The organism is Mycobacterium sp. IDUB_5 (genome assembly GCF_055419565.1).
Window position 1 is genome coordinate 561,759 of record NZ_JBVAXX010000001.1, and the last position, 13,965, is coordinate 575,723.

14 protein-coding genes are annotated in these 13,965 nt (G+C 69.5%); 7 read left to right on the plus strand and 7 right to left on the minus strand.

Features of this window, described 5'->3' with window-relative positions:
• Positions 1–9: 9 nt before the first annotated feature.
• The gene (locus tag ACZY1G_RS02725; protein ID WP_463821537.1) at positions 10–1,170 is read right to left on the minus strand and encodes an FAD-binding oxidoreductase; all 1,161 of its coding nucleotides are present in this window, start codon (positions 1,168–1,170) and stop codon (positions 10–12) included.
• A 35-nt stretch (positions 1,171–1,205) separates the two neighbouring features.
• Positions 1,206–1,877: a GAP family protein gene (locus ACZY1G_RS02730; protein WP_463813496.1), complete on the minus strand. Its 672-nt coding sequence runs from the start codon at positions 1,875–1,877 to the stop codon at positions 1,206–1,208.
• 33 nt (positions 1,878–1,910) lie between these two features.
• Between ACZY1G_RS02730 and ACZY1G_RS02735 the strand changes: the two genes are divergently transcribed.
• Together ACZY1G_RS02735 and ACZY1G_RS02740 are read left to right on the plus strand one after the other, a co-directional pair.
• Positions 1,911–2,870: an antibiotic biosynthesis monooxygenase gene (locus ACZY1G_RS02735; protein ID WP_463821538.1), complete on the plus strand. Its 960-nt coding sequence runs from the start codon at positions 1,911–1,913 to the stop codon at positions 2,868–2,870.
• Between the two features lie 35 nt (positions 2,871–2,905).
• The gene (locus ACZY1G_RS02740; protein ID WP_463821539.1) at positions 2,906–3,259 is read left to right on the plus strand and encodes a VOC family protein; all 354 of its coding nucleotides are present in this window, start codon (positions 2,906–2,908) and stop codon (positions 3,257–3,259) included.
• 8 nt (positions 3,260–3,267) lie between these two features.
• Here ACZY1G_RS02740 and ACZY1G_RS02745 read toward each other — a convergent pair whose 3' ends face one another.
• The gene (locus ACZY1G_RS02745; RefSeq protein WP_463821540.1) at positions 3,268–3,885 is read right to left on the minus strand and encodes a CYTH domain-containing protein; all 618 of its coding nucleotides are present in this window, start codon (positions 3,883–3,885) and stop codon (positions 3,268–3,270) included.
• A gap of 69 nt (positions 3,886–3,954) precedes the next feature.
• Positions 3,955–5,157: a macrolide family glycosyltransferase gene (locus tag ACZY1G_RS02750; RefSeq protein WP_463821541.1), complete on the minus strand. Its 1,203-nt coding sequence runs from the start codon at positions 5,155–5,157 to the stop codon at positions 3,955–3,957.
• Between the two features lie 185 nt (positions 5,158–5,342).
• Between ACZY1G_RS02750 and clpB the strand changes: the two genes are divergently transcribed.
• Positions 5,343–7,889, plus strand: a complete 2,547-nt coding sequence (gene clpB, locus ACZY1G_RS02755) for an ATP-dependent chaperone ClpB (protein WP_463821542.1) — start codon at positions 5,343–5,345, stop codon at positions 7,887–7,889.
• Between the two features lie 103 nt (positions 7,890–7,992).
• On the opposite strand, the gene ACZY1G_RS02760 is transcribed toward clpB, so the two are convergent.
• Positions 7,993–8,667 (minus strand): SDR family NAD(P)-dependent oxidoreductase, encoded by a 675-nt coding sequence (locus ACZY1G_RS02760; protein WP_463821543.1) that lies wholly within the window; start codon positions 8,665–8,667, stop codon positions 7,993–7,995.
• A gap of 108 nt (positions 8,668–8,775) precedes the next feature.
• Here ACZY1G_RS02760 and ttfA point away from each other — a divergent pair, with 108 nt between their 5' ends.
• Genes ttfA through ACZY1G_RS02780 form a run of 4 tightly spaced genes read left to right on the plus strand, consistent with a single transcriptional unit; the run spans position 8,776 to position 11,887 of the window.
• On the plus strand, positions 8,776–9,549 hold the full coding sequence (ttfA, locus tag ACZY1G_RS02765; protein WP_463813503.1) for a trehalose monomycolate transport factor TtfA: 774 nt from the start codon (positions 8,776–8,778) through the stop codon (positions 9,547–9,549).
• 14 nt (positions 9,550–9,563) lie between these two features.
• Positions 9,564–10,340, plus strand: coding sequence for an SDR family NAD(P)-dependent oxidoreductase (locus ACZY1G_RS02770; protein WP_463821544.1), 777 nt, complete (start codon positions 9,564–9,566; stop codon positions 10,338–10,340).
• Between the two features lie 6 nt (positions 10,341–10,346).
• The gene (locus ACZY1G_RS02775; protein WP_463821545.1) at positions 10,347–11,234 is read left to right on the plus strand and encodes a hypothetical protein; all 888 of its coding nucleotides are present in this window, start codon (positions 10,347–10,349) and stop codon (positions 11,232–11,234) included.
• A complete protein-coding gene (locus ACZY1G_RS02780) occupies positions 11,234–11,887 on the plus strand; it encodes a TrmH family RNA methyltransferase (RefSeq protein ID WP_463821546.1) in 654 nt (217 codons plus the stop codon). The genes ACZY1G_RS02775 and ACZY1G_RS02780 overlap by 1 nt, the downstream gene beginning before the upstream one ends.
• Here ACZY1G_RS02780 and ACZY1G_RS02785 read toward each other — a convergent pair.
• Together ACZY1G_RS02785 and ACZY1G_RS02790 are read right to left on the minus strand one after the other, a co-directional pair.
• Positions 11,780–13,372, minus strand: coding sequence for an MFS transporter (locus tag ACZY1G_RS02785; RefSeq protein ID WP_463813507.1), 1,593 nt, complete (start codon positions 13,370–13,372; stop codon positions 11,780–11,782). The two genes, ACZY1G_RS02780 and ACZY1G_RS02785, sit on opposite strands and share 108 nt — an antisense overlap.
• The gene (locus ACZY1G_RS02790; RefSeq protein ID WP_463813508.1) at positions 13,369–13,902 is read right to left on the minus strand and encodes a TetR/AcrR family transcriptional regulator; all 534 of its coding nucleotides are present in this window, start codon (positions 13,900–13,902) and stop codon (positions 13,369–13,371) included. Before ACZY1G_RS02790 ends, ACZY1G_RS02785 begins: the two co-directional genes overlap by 4 nt.
• Positions 13,903–13,965 lie beyond the last annotated feature (63 nt).

The window sequence follows — 13,965 nt, forward strand, 5'->3', positions numbered from 1 at the left end:
CACGTGCGGTCAACTCGCCAGAGGATCGTGGCGAATTCGGTGCGCAGGCGCGCCTTTCGCGATCAGCGCGGCCTTGGTGGCCGCCACCATCTCCGGTCGGCCGCAGAGCAGGATCTGCCGATCCCCCCAGCTCCCGTAGCGGGTCACCACCTCGGGCAGCCGCCCGGTCTGACGGACGTGCAGGCCCCGCGGCGGCGTCACGTCGGGATACTGCGCCGCCCACGGCGGATCGAAGTCGAACTCCGAGACCGGCGTCACCGACAGCCACGGATTGGTCGCCGCGATCTCCCACAGCGTGCGCAGATCGTAGAGCTCACAGGGGTGCTTGGCGCCGAAGAACAGGTGCACGCGCGGGTTCTCCCCGAACCGGGTCAGGTCCATGATCAGGGCGCGCAGCGGAGCCAGACCGGTGCTGCCGGCAACCATCAGGACGTCGCCGTCGTCGCGGTCGACCTCCAGCGCGCCGTGGGGGTTGGACACCCGCCAGCGGTCACCGGGGCGCGCCTCGCCGACGATGGCCCTGCTGACCATGCCGCCGGGAACCGACCGCACGTGGAACTCCACGTAGCCTGCGGGGTCGGCCGGGATCGCCGGGCTCAGGTAGCGCCACCGCCGCGGCCACTGCGGGATCTGCACCGGCACGTACTGGCCGGGGTGGTAGCCGAGCGCGTGATCCATCTTGAGCCGGATCACCGAGACGTCGCGGGCCGGCCGCAGGTGTTCGAGCACCGTGCCGTCGCAGAACGGAGGACTGGTCTCCGCATCAGCTGCGCCGCTCATCACGCCCACCATCAGCGACACCACGTCGGTGACCGCCTCGGCGAGGCGCCGATCCCATCGGTCGGCCAGATGACTGCGCAGCGTCGCAAGCAGCGCGGGCTGCAGTGTCTCGTAGTGCCCGGACGTGACGCCGTACTTGCGGTGATCGCGCCCGAGCTGAGCCAAGAACGCCACGGGTTCCTCGGCCCGCTGGGCGATCAGCTCGTCGCACAGCCAGGTCATCGCGTGTCCGAACACCTTGCGCTGCGTGGCCATCTCCGGGGGGAACAGGTCGCGCGCCGACAGGTCGGCGGCAAACCAGCGTGTGTAGAAGTCGCCGACGAGCGCATCGTCGTCGGTGTCGAGCACATCCCTCAGGATGTACATCGACTCGCGATCTTCCAGGCCCACGCCGCACGATCCTAGGTCACCCGCGGCAGAGTCACCTACAGGCCGTGAATGCCCTTGTAGAGCACCAGGATTCCGATGACCACGAAGATGGCGGCGATGAGCGCCGCGTGCTGGCGCTCCAGCCACGCCCGGATCCGGGCCAGCGTCGGGTCGAGCCGCTGCCCGGACACGGCATAGGCCAGCACCGGCAAGAGCACCGTGGATCCCGCGACGAGCACGTACCAGGCGACCGCGGCGTACACCGTCGGCACGTCGATGCCTGCCGATCCGATCGCCAAACCGGCTGCGGCGCACAGGAACAGCACCTTCGGGTTGACGACGGTGAGGGTCAGTGCGGTCACCCCCGCCTTGGCTGGGGTCAGGGAACTCATCCGGGTCATCCAGCCGGGCATGTGCTCGGACTTCGCGCGGTTGATCCAGCGGTACACGCCGAGCGCGATCAACGCCGCCCCGACGACGATGCGCAGCCACGACGCCCAGCCCGGCGGCTTGGTGCCGATGCCGCCGATCAGGTTCGACAGCTCAAGAAACACCGACGTCAGAGCCGCGAGGCCGACGATCCAGCCGGCGAGGAAGGCCAGCCCGGTGGGCCGCGGATGCGGGGTCTGCAGGACCAGCACCGCGGGAATGATGGTCACCGGCGACAGTGCGACGACAAGGCCCAGCGGGACGAGCTCGGTCAGCACGGATCCCCATGACACCGGCAAAACCTAGCAAAGCCCCGCCGGTATCGTCGTCTAATGACACAGCCCGGTCCGCGCCCGGCAACAGCGGTGACGGTCTTCCACGCCGACGGCGACGACGCGGCGTTCACCCGGTGGGCCGAGCAGCTCCTGACCTCGGCGCGAAATGCGGACGGGTACCTGGCGGGTCGGATATCCGATGGCGTGGACCCCACGTCGGATCGTGCTGTGGCCGTGACGTTTTCCGAGGATGCAGTGTTACACGGATGGCTGGACAGCCCCGACCGCGCGGAGGTGCTGCGCGACGGGCGTGCTCGGGGATTCTGGACCGCGACGACGGACCTGGTCACCTCTGCCGAGAACCTGGAGGCGTCGGGCATCAGCGTGTTCGGGCATGTCGTGGCCGCAGGTCGCGACAACGAGTTCCGGGCCACACAGGCCCGGCTGTCGCGCGCGGCGGCTGCGCTGCCGGGCTACCTCGGGACGGTCCTGGTGGCAGGTGACCGGGACGGCGAGTGGACCTCGGTCGTGCGGTTCCGCACGGGCGCGCAGCTGGCGCAGTGGCTCGCGTCCGCCGAACGCGATGCCGCACTCGAGCGGATGCGCGGCACCCTGAGCAGAGACTTCAGCACTGGCACCACACCGTTCGGCACCACGGTGCGGGTACAGGACGGACGGACGCTGATGACGCCCAACTGGAAGTCGGCGATGTTGGTGCTCGCCGTGCTCTACCCGACGGTGATGCTGCTGTCCCGTTTCCTCGGGCCCGTCGTCGATCACGCGGGTGCGCCACCGTGGCTGGGTCTGTGGATCAGCCAGATCGTCAGCATCGTCGCGATGCAGTGGTGGCTCATGCCCGCCGCATCGCGCCCGCTGCGCCGGTGGCTGGACCCGGTTGACGGCTCCGGTGCCCGCGTGAGCGCAGCCGGGGTTGGGGTGATTCTCGCGGTCTACGCGGTGACGTTGACGGTGTTCGCGACCGTGCACGAGCTCCAGTTCTGGGATTACGCGACGTGACGATGAGTCCCGGCGGTCCTGCGGGTCAGCACCATATGGCTTTCACCAACCTCCTCGCCGTTCTGCCCGTCACCGACATCGAGGCCAGCCGCCCGTGGTTCACCGCGCTGTTCGGCAGGCCTGCGGACAACAACCCGATGCCCAGCCTGATCGAGTGGCAGGTGCTGCCTGGAGCGTGGCTTCAGGTGTTCTGCGACGAGAACCGCGCCGGATCGGGACTGTTCAACCTGGCCGTCGACGATCTCGAGGCCTCTCTCGCGGGGCTACGGGCGCGGGGGCTCGAGCCCGGCGAGGTGGTCGAGGCGAACAAGGGCGTGCGGTTGTCCGCGCTCACCGATCCGGACGGGAACACGATCACCGTCATCGGCGGATTCCGCGTCGACTACTGATCCGACCACTAGTGGCCGTCGAACCGGTTCTGTCCGAGGCTGTCGACGAAAGCCGCTCCACGCGAATCGAATTCGCGCAGATACTCCGCGGACCACGATCCGAAGGGATGGTGGGCCAGGTACTCGTTGCGGAACCGGTCGTCCTCGGAGACCTCGGTGACGCAGAACGCCGGAATCGCGAGATCGACCACAGGACCGTCGCGTTCGACCTCGGCCATCAACAGCGGTGCATTGGCGGCGAGGAAGCGGTCGATCACCCACCCGTCCTCACCGAGCCAGACCGACGAGCGGACCTTGAGCACCACATGGTCGGCCCGCGAGACGATCTGGCCCGCCACCAACGGATCGAGTTCGCGCTCGGCCTCGTAGCGGGTGCCGCCGGCGGCCGGGCCTTTGGCGGTCATGGTGCCCATGGCCTCGTCGCCCAGCGCGGTCACCAGCTGCGCCGGGGTCGCATCCAGGTCGGCGGGGGCCGGTCCCTGCAGGCGCACCCGCACCGCGTAACCGTCGGAGGCGAACAGATACGCCTGTGCGATCAACAGCGGGGTGGGGTCCGACGCCGCGACGGCCGGCATGTCGCGAACGAAGAACTTCCGTTCGTACTCGAAGTCACCGATGTCGGACATACTGCGACGGTAATCCCGGTGGTGGTCACAGTCGGGGACGAGGAGTTCGTGTCCTCCGGCCGACGTGCGTCACCAACGGCCGTCGGCGACGTCCTCGGCGGTATCGGCCGCCCGCTGCGGTCCACCGTGTCTACGGAGTTCGGCACGAACGGCGTCCAGGCGTCGGCGGATCGCGGGGTCCGACGCCACGTCGAGCACGGCCCGCCTCAGCTCCGCCGGGTCCGGATGCTCCTGGCGCAGGTGGCGCCCCACCCCGATCTCCTCGAGCCGATCGGCGTTGGCGGGTTGGTCGACGGCCTGCGGGAGCGCGACGGTGGGAACGCCGAACCACAGCGCCTCGCTGCACGATCCCATGCCGGCGTGGGTGATGAAGGCGTCAGCCCGGGCGAGGACCGCTGGCTGGGGCACGCTCGCCCGAGTCTGCACCCAGTCGGGTACGGGACCCAGGTCGTCGGCCGATGTCGTCGCGCCGATCGCGAGCGTGAGCCGCCACCCGGTGCCGTCGAGGCCGTCGATCGCGGCGCGGTAGATGTCCGCGCGATCGGTGTAGGCGGTGCCGAGCGCCAGCAGGGCGAGCGGACCGTCGCCGCGCGGCGGCGTCCAGTCACCAGGGTCTTGACGCCGCGGATCCAGACAGGGGCCGACGAAGCGGTACCGATCCGACACCCGGTCGGCGTGGCGCTGCATGATCCGCGGGATCAGCACGAGGCACCGCCGAGGAACCCCCGTCACGTCCTCGACCGTCAGCGTCGACCCCACCGAGGCCAGCCACTGCTCGAAGGTCTGCCGGTAGTCGACGCCGCTCGGACTGCCCATCAGCGGATCCAGGATCGCTGCCATGTCCTCGTAGTAGCCGTCCCAGGCCACCTCGCTCGGGGACAGCTGCGCAGCCGGCACGCCCCACGCTTGGGCCGCGACCGGACCCGCCATCCCACCGATGTCGTAGAGCACCAGGTCGGGGCGGTCGGCGTCGAATGCATCGCGCAGTTGCGGCAGGACGTGGATGGCCTCGTCGAGGAAGATCCGCATGCCGGCGACCGGGTCCTCGTCGTCGTAGCCCGTCGGTGCACCCGGCGCCCCGGGAAGCACTGACGTGCAGGGGACCACGTCGGCGCCGGTGAAGTCGACGAGTGATGCCAGGTGGCCGCCGACGGCATAGCTGACCCGGTGGCCGCGGTCGGCGAGCTCGCGCACCACGGCGAGGTGGGGATACATGTGGCTCGGCGCGGAGGCGGCGACCACGAGGACGTGGAGTCGGCGTTGGGTCGGCACCGACGGATTGTCGTCGGATCGGTGCAAGCGTGTCACCCCGTTTTCGGGGACGTTCGGCCCCTGGTGCTCCGCCGGCAAAAAAGCTAAAGTTGAGCGGAACAGACTCAAGGTTGTCCGCGTTGATTCTGTCGACAAGCAATTTTCCGGGCCACCCGTGTGGCCCATCGGACCTGTAAAGGAGTGTCGTGGACTCGTTCAACCCGACGACCAAGACCCAGGCGGCCCTGACGTCGGCGCTGCAGGCGGCAACGGCCGCGGGCAACCCGCAGATCACGCCTGCTCACCTGTTGATGGCGCTGCTGACGCAGAACGACGGCATCGCCGCCCCGTTGCTCGAGGCCGTCGGCGTCGATCCCGCAACCGTGCGCGCGGAGACGCAGCGTCTGCTGGACCGGCTGCCCAGCGCCACCGGATCGGCATCGCAACCGCAGCTCGCGCCGCAGGCCGTCTCGGCCATCACCAACGCCCAGCATCTCGCCACCGAGATGGACGACGAGTACGTCTCGACCGAGCACCTGCTCGTCGGCCTGGCCACCGGTTCCGATGACGTCGCGAAGCTGCTGACGGGACACGGCGCATCGCCCCAGATCCTCCGCGACGCGTTCACGAAGGTCCGCGGCAGCGCCCGCGTCACCAATCCCGACCCTGAGAGCACCTACCAGGCGCTCGAGAAGTATTCGACCGACCTGACCGCGCGCGCCCGCGAGGGCAAGCTCGACCCGGTGATCGGTCGCGACACCGAGATCCGGCGCGTCGTGCAGGTGCTGTCCCGTCGCACCAAGAACAACCCGGTGCTGATCGGCGAACCCGGCGTCGGCAAGACCGCGATCGTCGAGGGCCTGGCCCAGCGTGTGGTCGCCGGCGACGTGCCGGAGAGCCTGCGCGGCAAGACCGTCATCTCGCTCGACCTGGGCTCGATGGTCGCCGGCGCGAAGTATCGCGGTGAATTCGAGGAGCGCCTCAAGGCCGTCCTCGACGACATCAAGAACTCGGCAGGACAGATCATCACGTTCATCGACGAGCTGCACACCATCGTCGGCGCCGGTGCCACCGGTGAGTCCGCGATGGACGCCGGCAACATGATCAAGCCGATGCTGGCCCGCGGTGAGCTGCGGCTGGTCGGCGCGACCACGCTCGACGAGTACCGCAAGTACATCGAGAAGGACGCTGCGCTGGAGCGCCGCTTCCAGCAGGTGCTGGTCGGCGAACCGTCCGTCGAGGACACCGTCGGCATCCTGCGCGGTCTCAAGGAGCGCTACGAGGTGCACCACGGCGTGCGGATCACCGACTCCGCGCTCGTGGCCGCCGCGTCGCTGTCCGACCGCTACATCACCTCCCGTTTCCTGCCGGACAAGGCCATCGACCTCGTCGACGAGGCTGCGTCACGGCTGCGCATGGAGATCGACTCCCGCCCCGTCGAGATCGACGAGGTCGAGCGCCTGGTCCGTCGCCTCGAGATCGAGGAGATGGCGCTGGAGAAGGAAGAAGACGCCGCGTCGAAGGACCGGCTGGAGAAGCTGCGTGCCGAACTGGCCGACCACAAGGAGAAGCTGGCGGAGCTCACGACCAGGTGGCAGAACGAGAAGAGTGCCATCGACGTCGTCCGCGAGCTGAAGGAACAGCTCGAGGAGCTGCGCGGTGCGGCCGACCGGGCCGAACGCGACGGTGACCTCGCCAAGGCCGCCGAGCTGCGGTACGGGCGCATCCCCGAGGTCGAGAAGAAGCTCGACGCAGCCGTCCCCCAGGCGGAAGCCCGCGAGGACGTGATGCTCAAGGAGGAGGTCGGCCCCGACGACATCGCCGACGTGGTGTCGGCGTGGACAGGCATCCCGGCCGGCCGGATGCTCGAAGGCGAGACCGCCAAGCTGCTGCGCATGGAGGAGGAGCTGGGCAAGCGCGTCATCGGTCAGCGCAAGGCCGTGGCTGCGGTGTCCGACGCGGTGCGCCGGTCGCGTGCCGGTGTCGCCGATCCGAACCGTCCGACGGGCTCGTTCATGTTCCTGGGCCCGACCGGTGTCGGTAAGACCGAGCTCGCAAAAGCGTTGGCGGAGTTCCTGTTCGACGACGAGCGGGCGATGATCCGTATCGACATGAGCGAGTACGGCGAGAAGCACTCGGTGGCCCGCCTCGTCGGTGCGCCTCCCGGCTACGTCGGCTACGACCAGGGCGGTCAGCTGACCGAGGCGGTACGCCGCCGTCCGTACTCGGTGATCTTGTTCGACGAGATCGAGAAGGCCCACCCGGACGTGTTCGACGTGCTGCTGCAGGTACTCGACGAGGGCCGGCTGACCGACGGCCAGGGCCGCACGGTCGACTTCCGCAACACCATCCTCATCCTGACGTCCAACCTGGGCGCCGGCGGAACCGAGGAGATGGTGATGGCGGCGGTGCGCTCGGCCTTCAAGCCCGAGTTCATCAACCGGCTCGACGACGTGATCATCTTCGACGGGCTCAACCCCGAGGAGCTGGTCTCCATCGTCGACATCCAGCTGAACCAGCTGGCCAAGCGGTTGGCGCAGCGCCGGCTCACGCTCGAGGTGTCGCTGCCGGCCAAGAAGTGGCTCGCCGAGCGCGGCTTCGACCCGCTCTACGGCGCGCGGCCGCTACGCCGCCTGGTGCAGCAGGCCATCGGCGACCAGCTGGCCAAGCTGCTGCTCGCGGGCGACGTGCACGACGGCGACATCGTGCCGGTGAACGTGAGCGCGGACGGCGACCGGCTCGTTCTGGGATGAGCGCTCGCGCAAAGACCCATCCGCGGCGCTGAGTTTCTTCCCGCGACAAGACACAAACTCGCGTGTTTTCCCAGGAAAGCACGCGAGTTTGTGTCTGCTCGGGCTAAGAAAACGCGGTGCTCGGGACGTCCGTCTCGTCGCCGAGCAGTGCCTCGACAATCCGCGCGGCCACCGTGTCGGGGTCCAGCCCCTGCGGGAGCCGTGGCGGGTCGCCGGCGATCGCCCGGTCCGCCAGCCCGGTCTCGGTGTGGGGCGGCCGCACGTCGACGACACGGACCTTGCGTCGCCTCGCCTCGCTGCGCACGGCCGTGAACAGCGCTGCCGTCGCCGCCTTGACCGCCGAATACACCGCCATGTTCGGCAGCGGCTTCTCCGCGACGACCGCGCTGATACCCAGGATCACCCCGCCGGGTTCCAGCACCGGCAGCGCGGCACGCATCACCCGCAGCGGCGCCAGGAAGTCGACCAGCACGAGGTCGTCGACGGTGTCGTCGTCGATGTCGGTGAACGGCCCGAACGCCACCGCGCCGGCCGCGATGACGACACCGTCGAGCCGGCCGTGCCTGTCGCGGGCCGCCTCGACGACGGTCCGTCCGGCGTCGGGCTCGCGGAGATCGGCGGTGACCGAGTGCGCATCGCCGATCTCGGCGAGCGCGTCAGCGTTGCGGCCCGTCACGGTCAACGCCGCCCCCTTGTCGGCCAGAATTCGCGCGATCCGCGATCCGAGCGCCCCGCTGGCCCCGACGACGAGGAAGGACCTACCGGTCAGATCGGTCATCGGGCCAGTATGCGTGGCCTGCGCCGACGAGAGATCCCGGAGAAGGTGACCGGGTTGTGACCCAAACGGATTCGGACCGGACCCCCGGAAGCGGATACTCTGGTCGCAATGGTTCCGCTCTGGTTCACGCTGTCCGCACTCTGTTTCGTGGGTGCGGCGGTTTTGCTGTACGTCGACCACGACCGCCGCCGCGGTCTGGGCCGGCGCCGCAAGTCGTGGGCGAAGTCGCACGGCTTCGACTACGAACCCGAATCCGCCGACATCCTGGCGCGCTGGAAGCGTGGCGTGATGTCCACCGTCGGCGACGTCACGGCCAAGAACGTCGTCCTCGGGCAGATCCGCGGTGAGGCGGTGTTCATCTTCGACCTCGAAGATGTCGCCACGGTGATCGCGCTGCACCGCAAGGTCGGCACCAACGTCGTCGTCGACATGCGGCTCAAGGGCGTCAAGGAGCCGCGCGAGAGCGACATCTGGCTGCTCGGGGCCATCGGGCCTCGGATGGTCTACTCCACCAACCTCGACGCCGCCCGGCGCGCCTGCGACCGTCGGATGGTGACGTTCGCCCACACTGCGCCCGACTGCGCCGAGATCATGTGGAACGAGCAGAACTGGACGCTGATCAGCATGCCGGTGACGAGCACCCGCGCCCAGTGGGACGAGGGCCTGCGCACCGTGCGCCAATTCAACGACCTGCTGCGCGTCCTGCCGCCGGTGCCGTCCGCCGCGGCCGGGCAGCCCGTCGCGCGCCGCAGTGGCTCCCCGAGTCGGCCGCTCACCCCCACTCCTCCGCGTCCTGAGTCGCAGCGTCGCCCCGCGCCTCCGGTGCCTCCGGTCCCGCCCGGGCAGCGCAACGGCCGGCAGTCGCCGAACTATCAGCGGTAGCTATCCTCTGGGGCATGCCCCGCCCTGTCGCTCTGATCACCGGGCCGACCTCCGGAATCGGTGAGGGTTTCGCGCGCCGCTACGCCGCCGACGGCTACGACCTGGTGCTCGTGGCCCGTGACACCGCCCGGCTGGATCGGCTGGCCGACGAGCTGCGGCAGCGGCACGGCGCCGGGGTCGAGACCATCACCGCCGACCTCTCGTCGGCCGCCGACCGGGACACGGTCGCCGAGCGCCTGCGCGCCGGGGTTCGGGTCCTGGTCAACAACGCCGGATTCGGCACCGCCGGCGAGTTCTGGTCCGCGCCCTACGAGAAGCTGCAGGCCCAGCTCGACGTCAACGTCACCGCCGTCATGGCACTCACCCATGCAGCGTTGCCTGCGATGATCGCCGCGGGCGCCGGCACGGTGCTCAACGTCGCCAGCGTCGCGGGTCTGCTGCCCGGCCGGGGGTCGACGTACTCCGCGTCCAAGGCGTGGGTGGTGTCGTTCTCCGAGGGCTTGGCCAACGGTCTGGGCGGCACCGGGGTCGGCGTCCACGCACTCTGCCCGGGGTTCGTGCGCACCGAGTTCCACGCCCGCGCCGGCATCGACATGGCCGGTACCGCGTCCTTCCTCTGGCTCGAGGTCGACGACGTGGTGGCCGAGACAATGTCCGACATGGCCAAGGGAAAGGTCGTGATCATCCCCGGCCTGCAGTACAAGGCGCTGACCACCGGCGGACGCCTGGTGCCGCGCAGCCTGGTGCGTGTGCTGACCCGAACCGTGGGCAAGGGCCGTGGCCGGACCTGAGATGCCGTGCGGCTGATCGCGTTCCTGGTGGTCCTGGTGCTGACCGCCACCTCGTGTTCGAGTGACGACGACCGTCCCGACGTGTACTCGGCGCTGACCGCGACGATCGGCGAATCGCTGGCCGTGCTGGGCTGGAACATGTCGGTGACCGACCTGCGCTTCGACGCCGACTACGTGCTCGTCGACATCGACGCCGCCCCGTCGCAGCAGGGGGCACCCCACGCCGCGCCCCGCGACGTCCGCTTCGGCCTCTACGGAGCGCTCGACCATCCCGTGGAAGCCAATGCGATCGGCGGCTGCGAGGATGTGACAACGCTTGCGCTGCAACCTGTTTCCGCCGATTCGCCGGATCGGATGACCGGCACCGTGTGCATCGGACCGTTCCGCGACCAGAGCCAGGTGCGCGGGGTGTACGCCTACTCGCCGCGTGACCGCATCGCCGGGTCGACCGTCGCCTACCCCGTCGCGTTTCCCGTCGGGCTTCCGGAGATCAACGCCAACGACACCGGGCTGGACCTCACGGCCACCAGCCTGGACGCCTTCCGCGCCGACGGCACCGCACTGAACCCGACCGCGCTGGGCGATCCGGATGCCTTCAGCGGCAAGGGATACATGCTGATCGGGCTCGACATCAGCGGCCTGGCCGCCCGGTACCGTGATGACGCTGCCGCCCGCGGCGGACCGCTGATGGTGGTCGCCGCTCCCACTGTGCAGGGGAGAGGCCTCAGCCACGCCTGCGACGTCTACGGTGCGTCGGTCCTGGTCCTGCCGGAGGCGTCGCGCGACGGGGTGAACGTGCGGGCGTCGCTGTGCACCCAGGGGGACATCAACCAGGCGCTGCTCTACGCCACGGTGTCGGTCATCGGTACCCACGCGGCGCTGTGGACGCGCTGATGACGGAACCACCCGAACCACCTGGACCCACCGAATGGGGGGAGGGGCCAGGTGTCGGCCCGTGGCCGGGTGCGCTGCCCGACGATCCTCGTTACGACCGAAACCTGTTGCGCGACGGCGATACTCGCAACGTCGTCGACGCTTACCGGTACTGGACGCGGGAGGCGATCGTCGCCGACATCGACGAGCGGCGACATCCGCTGCACATCGCGATCGAGAACTTCGGCAACGACGCCAACATCGGCGCCGTGGTCCGGACCGCCAACGCGTTCGCCGTCCACACGGTGCACATCGTCGGACGGCGGCGCTGGAATCGGCGCGGCGCGATGGTGACCGACCGGTATCAGCGGCTGCGTCATCACGACAGCACGGCCGCGCTCCTCGATGCCGCAGTGCGCGACGGACTGACCCCGGTGGCCGTCGACAACGTGCCGGGCGCGGTGCGCATCGAAGAGGTGAGGCTGCCGCATGCGGCGCTATTGATCTTCGGCCAGGAGGGGCCCGGCATCACCGACGACGCGAAAACCGGTGCGGCGCTGACGGTCTCAATCGCGCAGTTCGGCTCCACACGGAGCATCAACGCGTCGGTCGCTGCCGGGATCGCGATGCACACCTGGGTCCGGCAGCACGCCGACCTCGGCCGGGCCTGGTGATTTCAGCAGAATCCACACCGCGACCGCCGAGGAGAGCAGCAGCAGCGCGCCCACCCCGGAGGCCACCGACAGCCCATGCGTGAACGCCGTGCGTGCCGCGTCGAGCAGACTGTCTGCCTGCGCCGGCGGGAGTGTCTGCGCCGCGTGGACTGCCTGCGCCAGCGAGTCCCGGGCCCGGTCCGCCGTGTCCGACGGGATGCCCGGCGGCACCACGATCGTGCGGTAGAACGCGGTGACGATCGAACCCAGCACGGCGATACCGAGCGCCATGCCGAGCTCGTAGGCGGTCTCGGAGACCGCCGCGGCCGCACCGGCCCGCTCCTTCGGGACGCTGGCCAGGATGACGTCGCTGGCCACCGTGAACGCCAGGCCCAGCCCGATGCCGACGACGAAGAGCGCCAGCCCCAGTGGCAGATACGGCGCGACCGGCGTGAACACCAGCAGTGAGACCATCAGCCCGGCCATCGCGATCCCGACCATCGCCAGGCCGGCCGACAGCACCGCGCGGTGCGAGACGTAGCGCACCATGACGCCGGCCAGCACACCGAACACGGTGGCCGTCACCGGACCGGGCAGCTCGGCCAGCCCCGCCTTGAGCGGGCTGTACTCGTGCACCAGCTGGAAGTACTGCGACAGGAAGAACAGCAGGCCCGACAGGCCGAGCACGGCGAGCAGGTTGCCCGCGACGACGCCGGAGAACCGCGGGTTGGCGAAGAGCCGGACGTCGATCAGCGGGTGCGGCAGCCGCAGCTGCCGACGCACGAAGGTGACGAGCGCCGCGATGCCGAGGGCACCCACCACCACGACGTCGCCGCCGATCCCGTGCACGAGGCCGGCGAACCCTTCCTTGATCGCGTAGACGACGGCGAGCATGCCGACCATCGACAGGCCCACGCTGGGCAGGTCCCACGGGCCGGGCTGCGGGTCCCGATGCTCGGGCAGCAGGAGCAGGCCGCCGACGACGAGCACGACCATCACGGGCAGGTTGATCAGGAACACCGATCCCCACCAGAAGTGTTCCAGCAGAACGCCTCCCACCACCGGACCGAGCGCGGCACCGGCGGAGAACGCCGCCGCCCAGATGCCGACGGCGATGCTGCGCTCGCGCTGTTCGGTGAACAGGCCGCGGATCAGCGCGAGGGTCGCGGGGGCCAGCGTCGCGCCCGCCACGCCGAGAAGTGCGCGGGTGCCGATCAGCATCGGCGCGCTCGTCGAGTAGGCGGTGATCACCGAGACCACCGCGAAAGCCGTTGCGCCGCTGAGCAGGAGCTTCTTGTGGCCGACGCGGTCACCGAGGCTGCCCATGCTGATCAACAGCGCGGCCAGCACGAAGGAATAGATGTCACCGATCCAGAGGATCTCGGTGCCGGTGGCGTCGAGATCGGCGGTGAAGAACGGGGTGGCGAGCGAGAGCACGGTGCCGTCGATGCCGATCAGCAAGACAGCAAGGGTCAGGACGCCGAGCGCGAGCCAGCGGCGAGTCATGAGGTACGTACTCCGTTCAAGAGAAGGTCGATGATCAGTCGGGTGCCGTCGCGGGCTGCGACGCGGCCGACGCGGATCGACCAGTCGGTCGCCGCGACCAGGCTGTAGAAGGATTCGGTGAGCCAGGCGGCGGGCAGCTCGGGCCGGAAGACGCCCTCGCGCTGCCCGCGCGCGAACAGTGCGCTGATCGCGCCGTCGACCTCCTCCCACTCCTCGACGCATGCCGCCACGTCCTGGCTCTGGCTGTACAGCAGCGCGAGGTAGGGCGCGATCGGCTCGCACGCCATCACGAGCCGGCGCAGCGCCTCGTCGGCGGGCCCCTCGTGCGGGCGTACCTCGGCGAGTACCTGGGTCATCTCGGTGATGGCGAGCTGCTCGAGCGCCGACATCAGCGCGGTGCGGCCGGAGAAGTGCCGGTGCAGCGTCGCGCGGCTGACGCCGACCGCCGAGGCGATCTCGTCCTGGGTCGCATTCGGCCGCCGGCCGAGGTAGTCGGCGGCGGCGCGCAGTAGATCCTCACGCGTCGACATGACACAACTGTAGCTCATATGAGACATATTTGTCTCATGCATTTTCGGCGGCCGGTGAGGCAG

What these genes read in the sequence shown, in the direction of transcription:
- ACZY1G_RS02735 (WP_463821538.1), top strand. Translation starts at nt 1,911, where the DNA reads ATGACACAGCCCGGTCCGCGCCCGGCAACAGCGGTGACGGTCTTCCAC.
- ACZY1G_RS02740 (WP_463821539.1), top strand. Translation starts at nt 2,906, where the DNA reads ATGGCTTTCACCAACCTCCTCGCCGTTCTGCCCGTCACCGACATCGAG.
- ACZY1G_RS02745 (WP_463821540.1), bottom strand. Translation starts at nt 3,885, where the DNA reads ATGTCCGACATCGGTGACTTCGAGTACGAACGGAAGTTCTTCGTTCGC.
- ACZY1G_RS02760 (WP_463821543.1), bottom strand. Translation starts at nt 8,667, where the DNA reads ATGACCGATCTGACCGGTAGGTCCTTCCTCGTCGTCGGGGCCAGCGGG.
- ttfA (WP_463813503.1), top strand. Translation starts at nt 8,776, where the DNA reads ATGGTTCCGCTCTGGTTCACGCTGTCCGCACTCTGTTTCGTGGGTGCG.
- ACZY1G_RS02770 (WP_463821544.1), top strand. Translation starts at nt 9,564, where the DNA reads ATGCCCCGCCCTGTCGCTCTGATCACCGGGCCGACCTCCGGAATCGGT.
- ACZY1G_RS02780 (WP_463821546.1), top strand. Translation starts at nt 11,234, where the DNA reads ATGACGGAACCACCCGAACCACCTGGACCCACCGAATGGGGGGAGGGG.
- ACZY1G_RS02785 (WP_463813507.1), bottom strand. Translation starts at nt 13,372, where the DNA reads ATGACTCGCCGCTGGCTCGCGCTCGGCGTCCTGACCCTTGCTGTCTTG.
- ACZY1G_RS02790 (WP_463813508.1), bottom strand. Translation starts at nt 13,902, where the DNA reads ATGTCGACGCGTGAGGATCTACTGCGCGCCGCCGCCGACTACCTCGGC.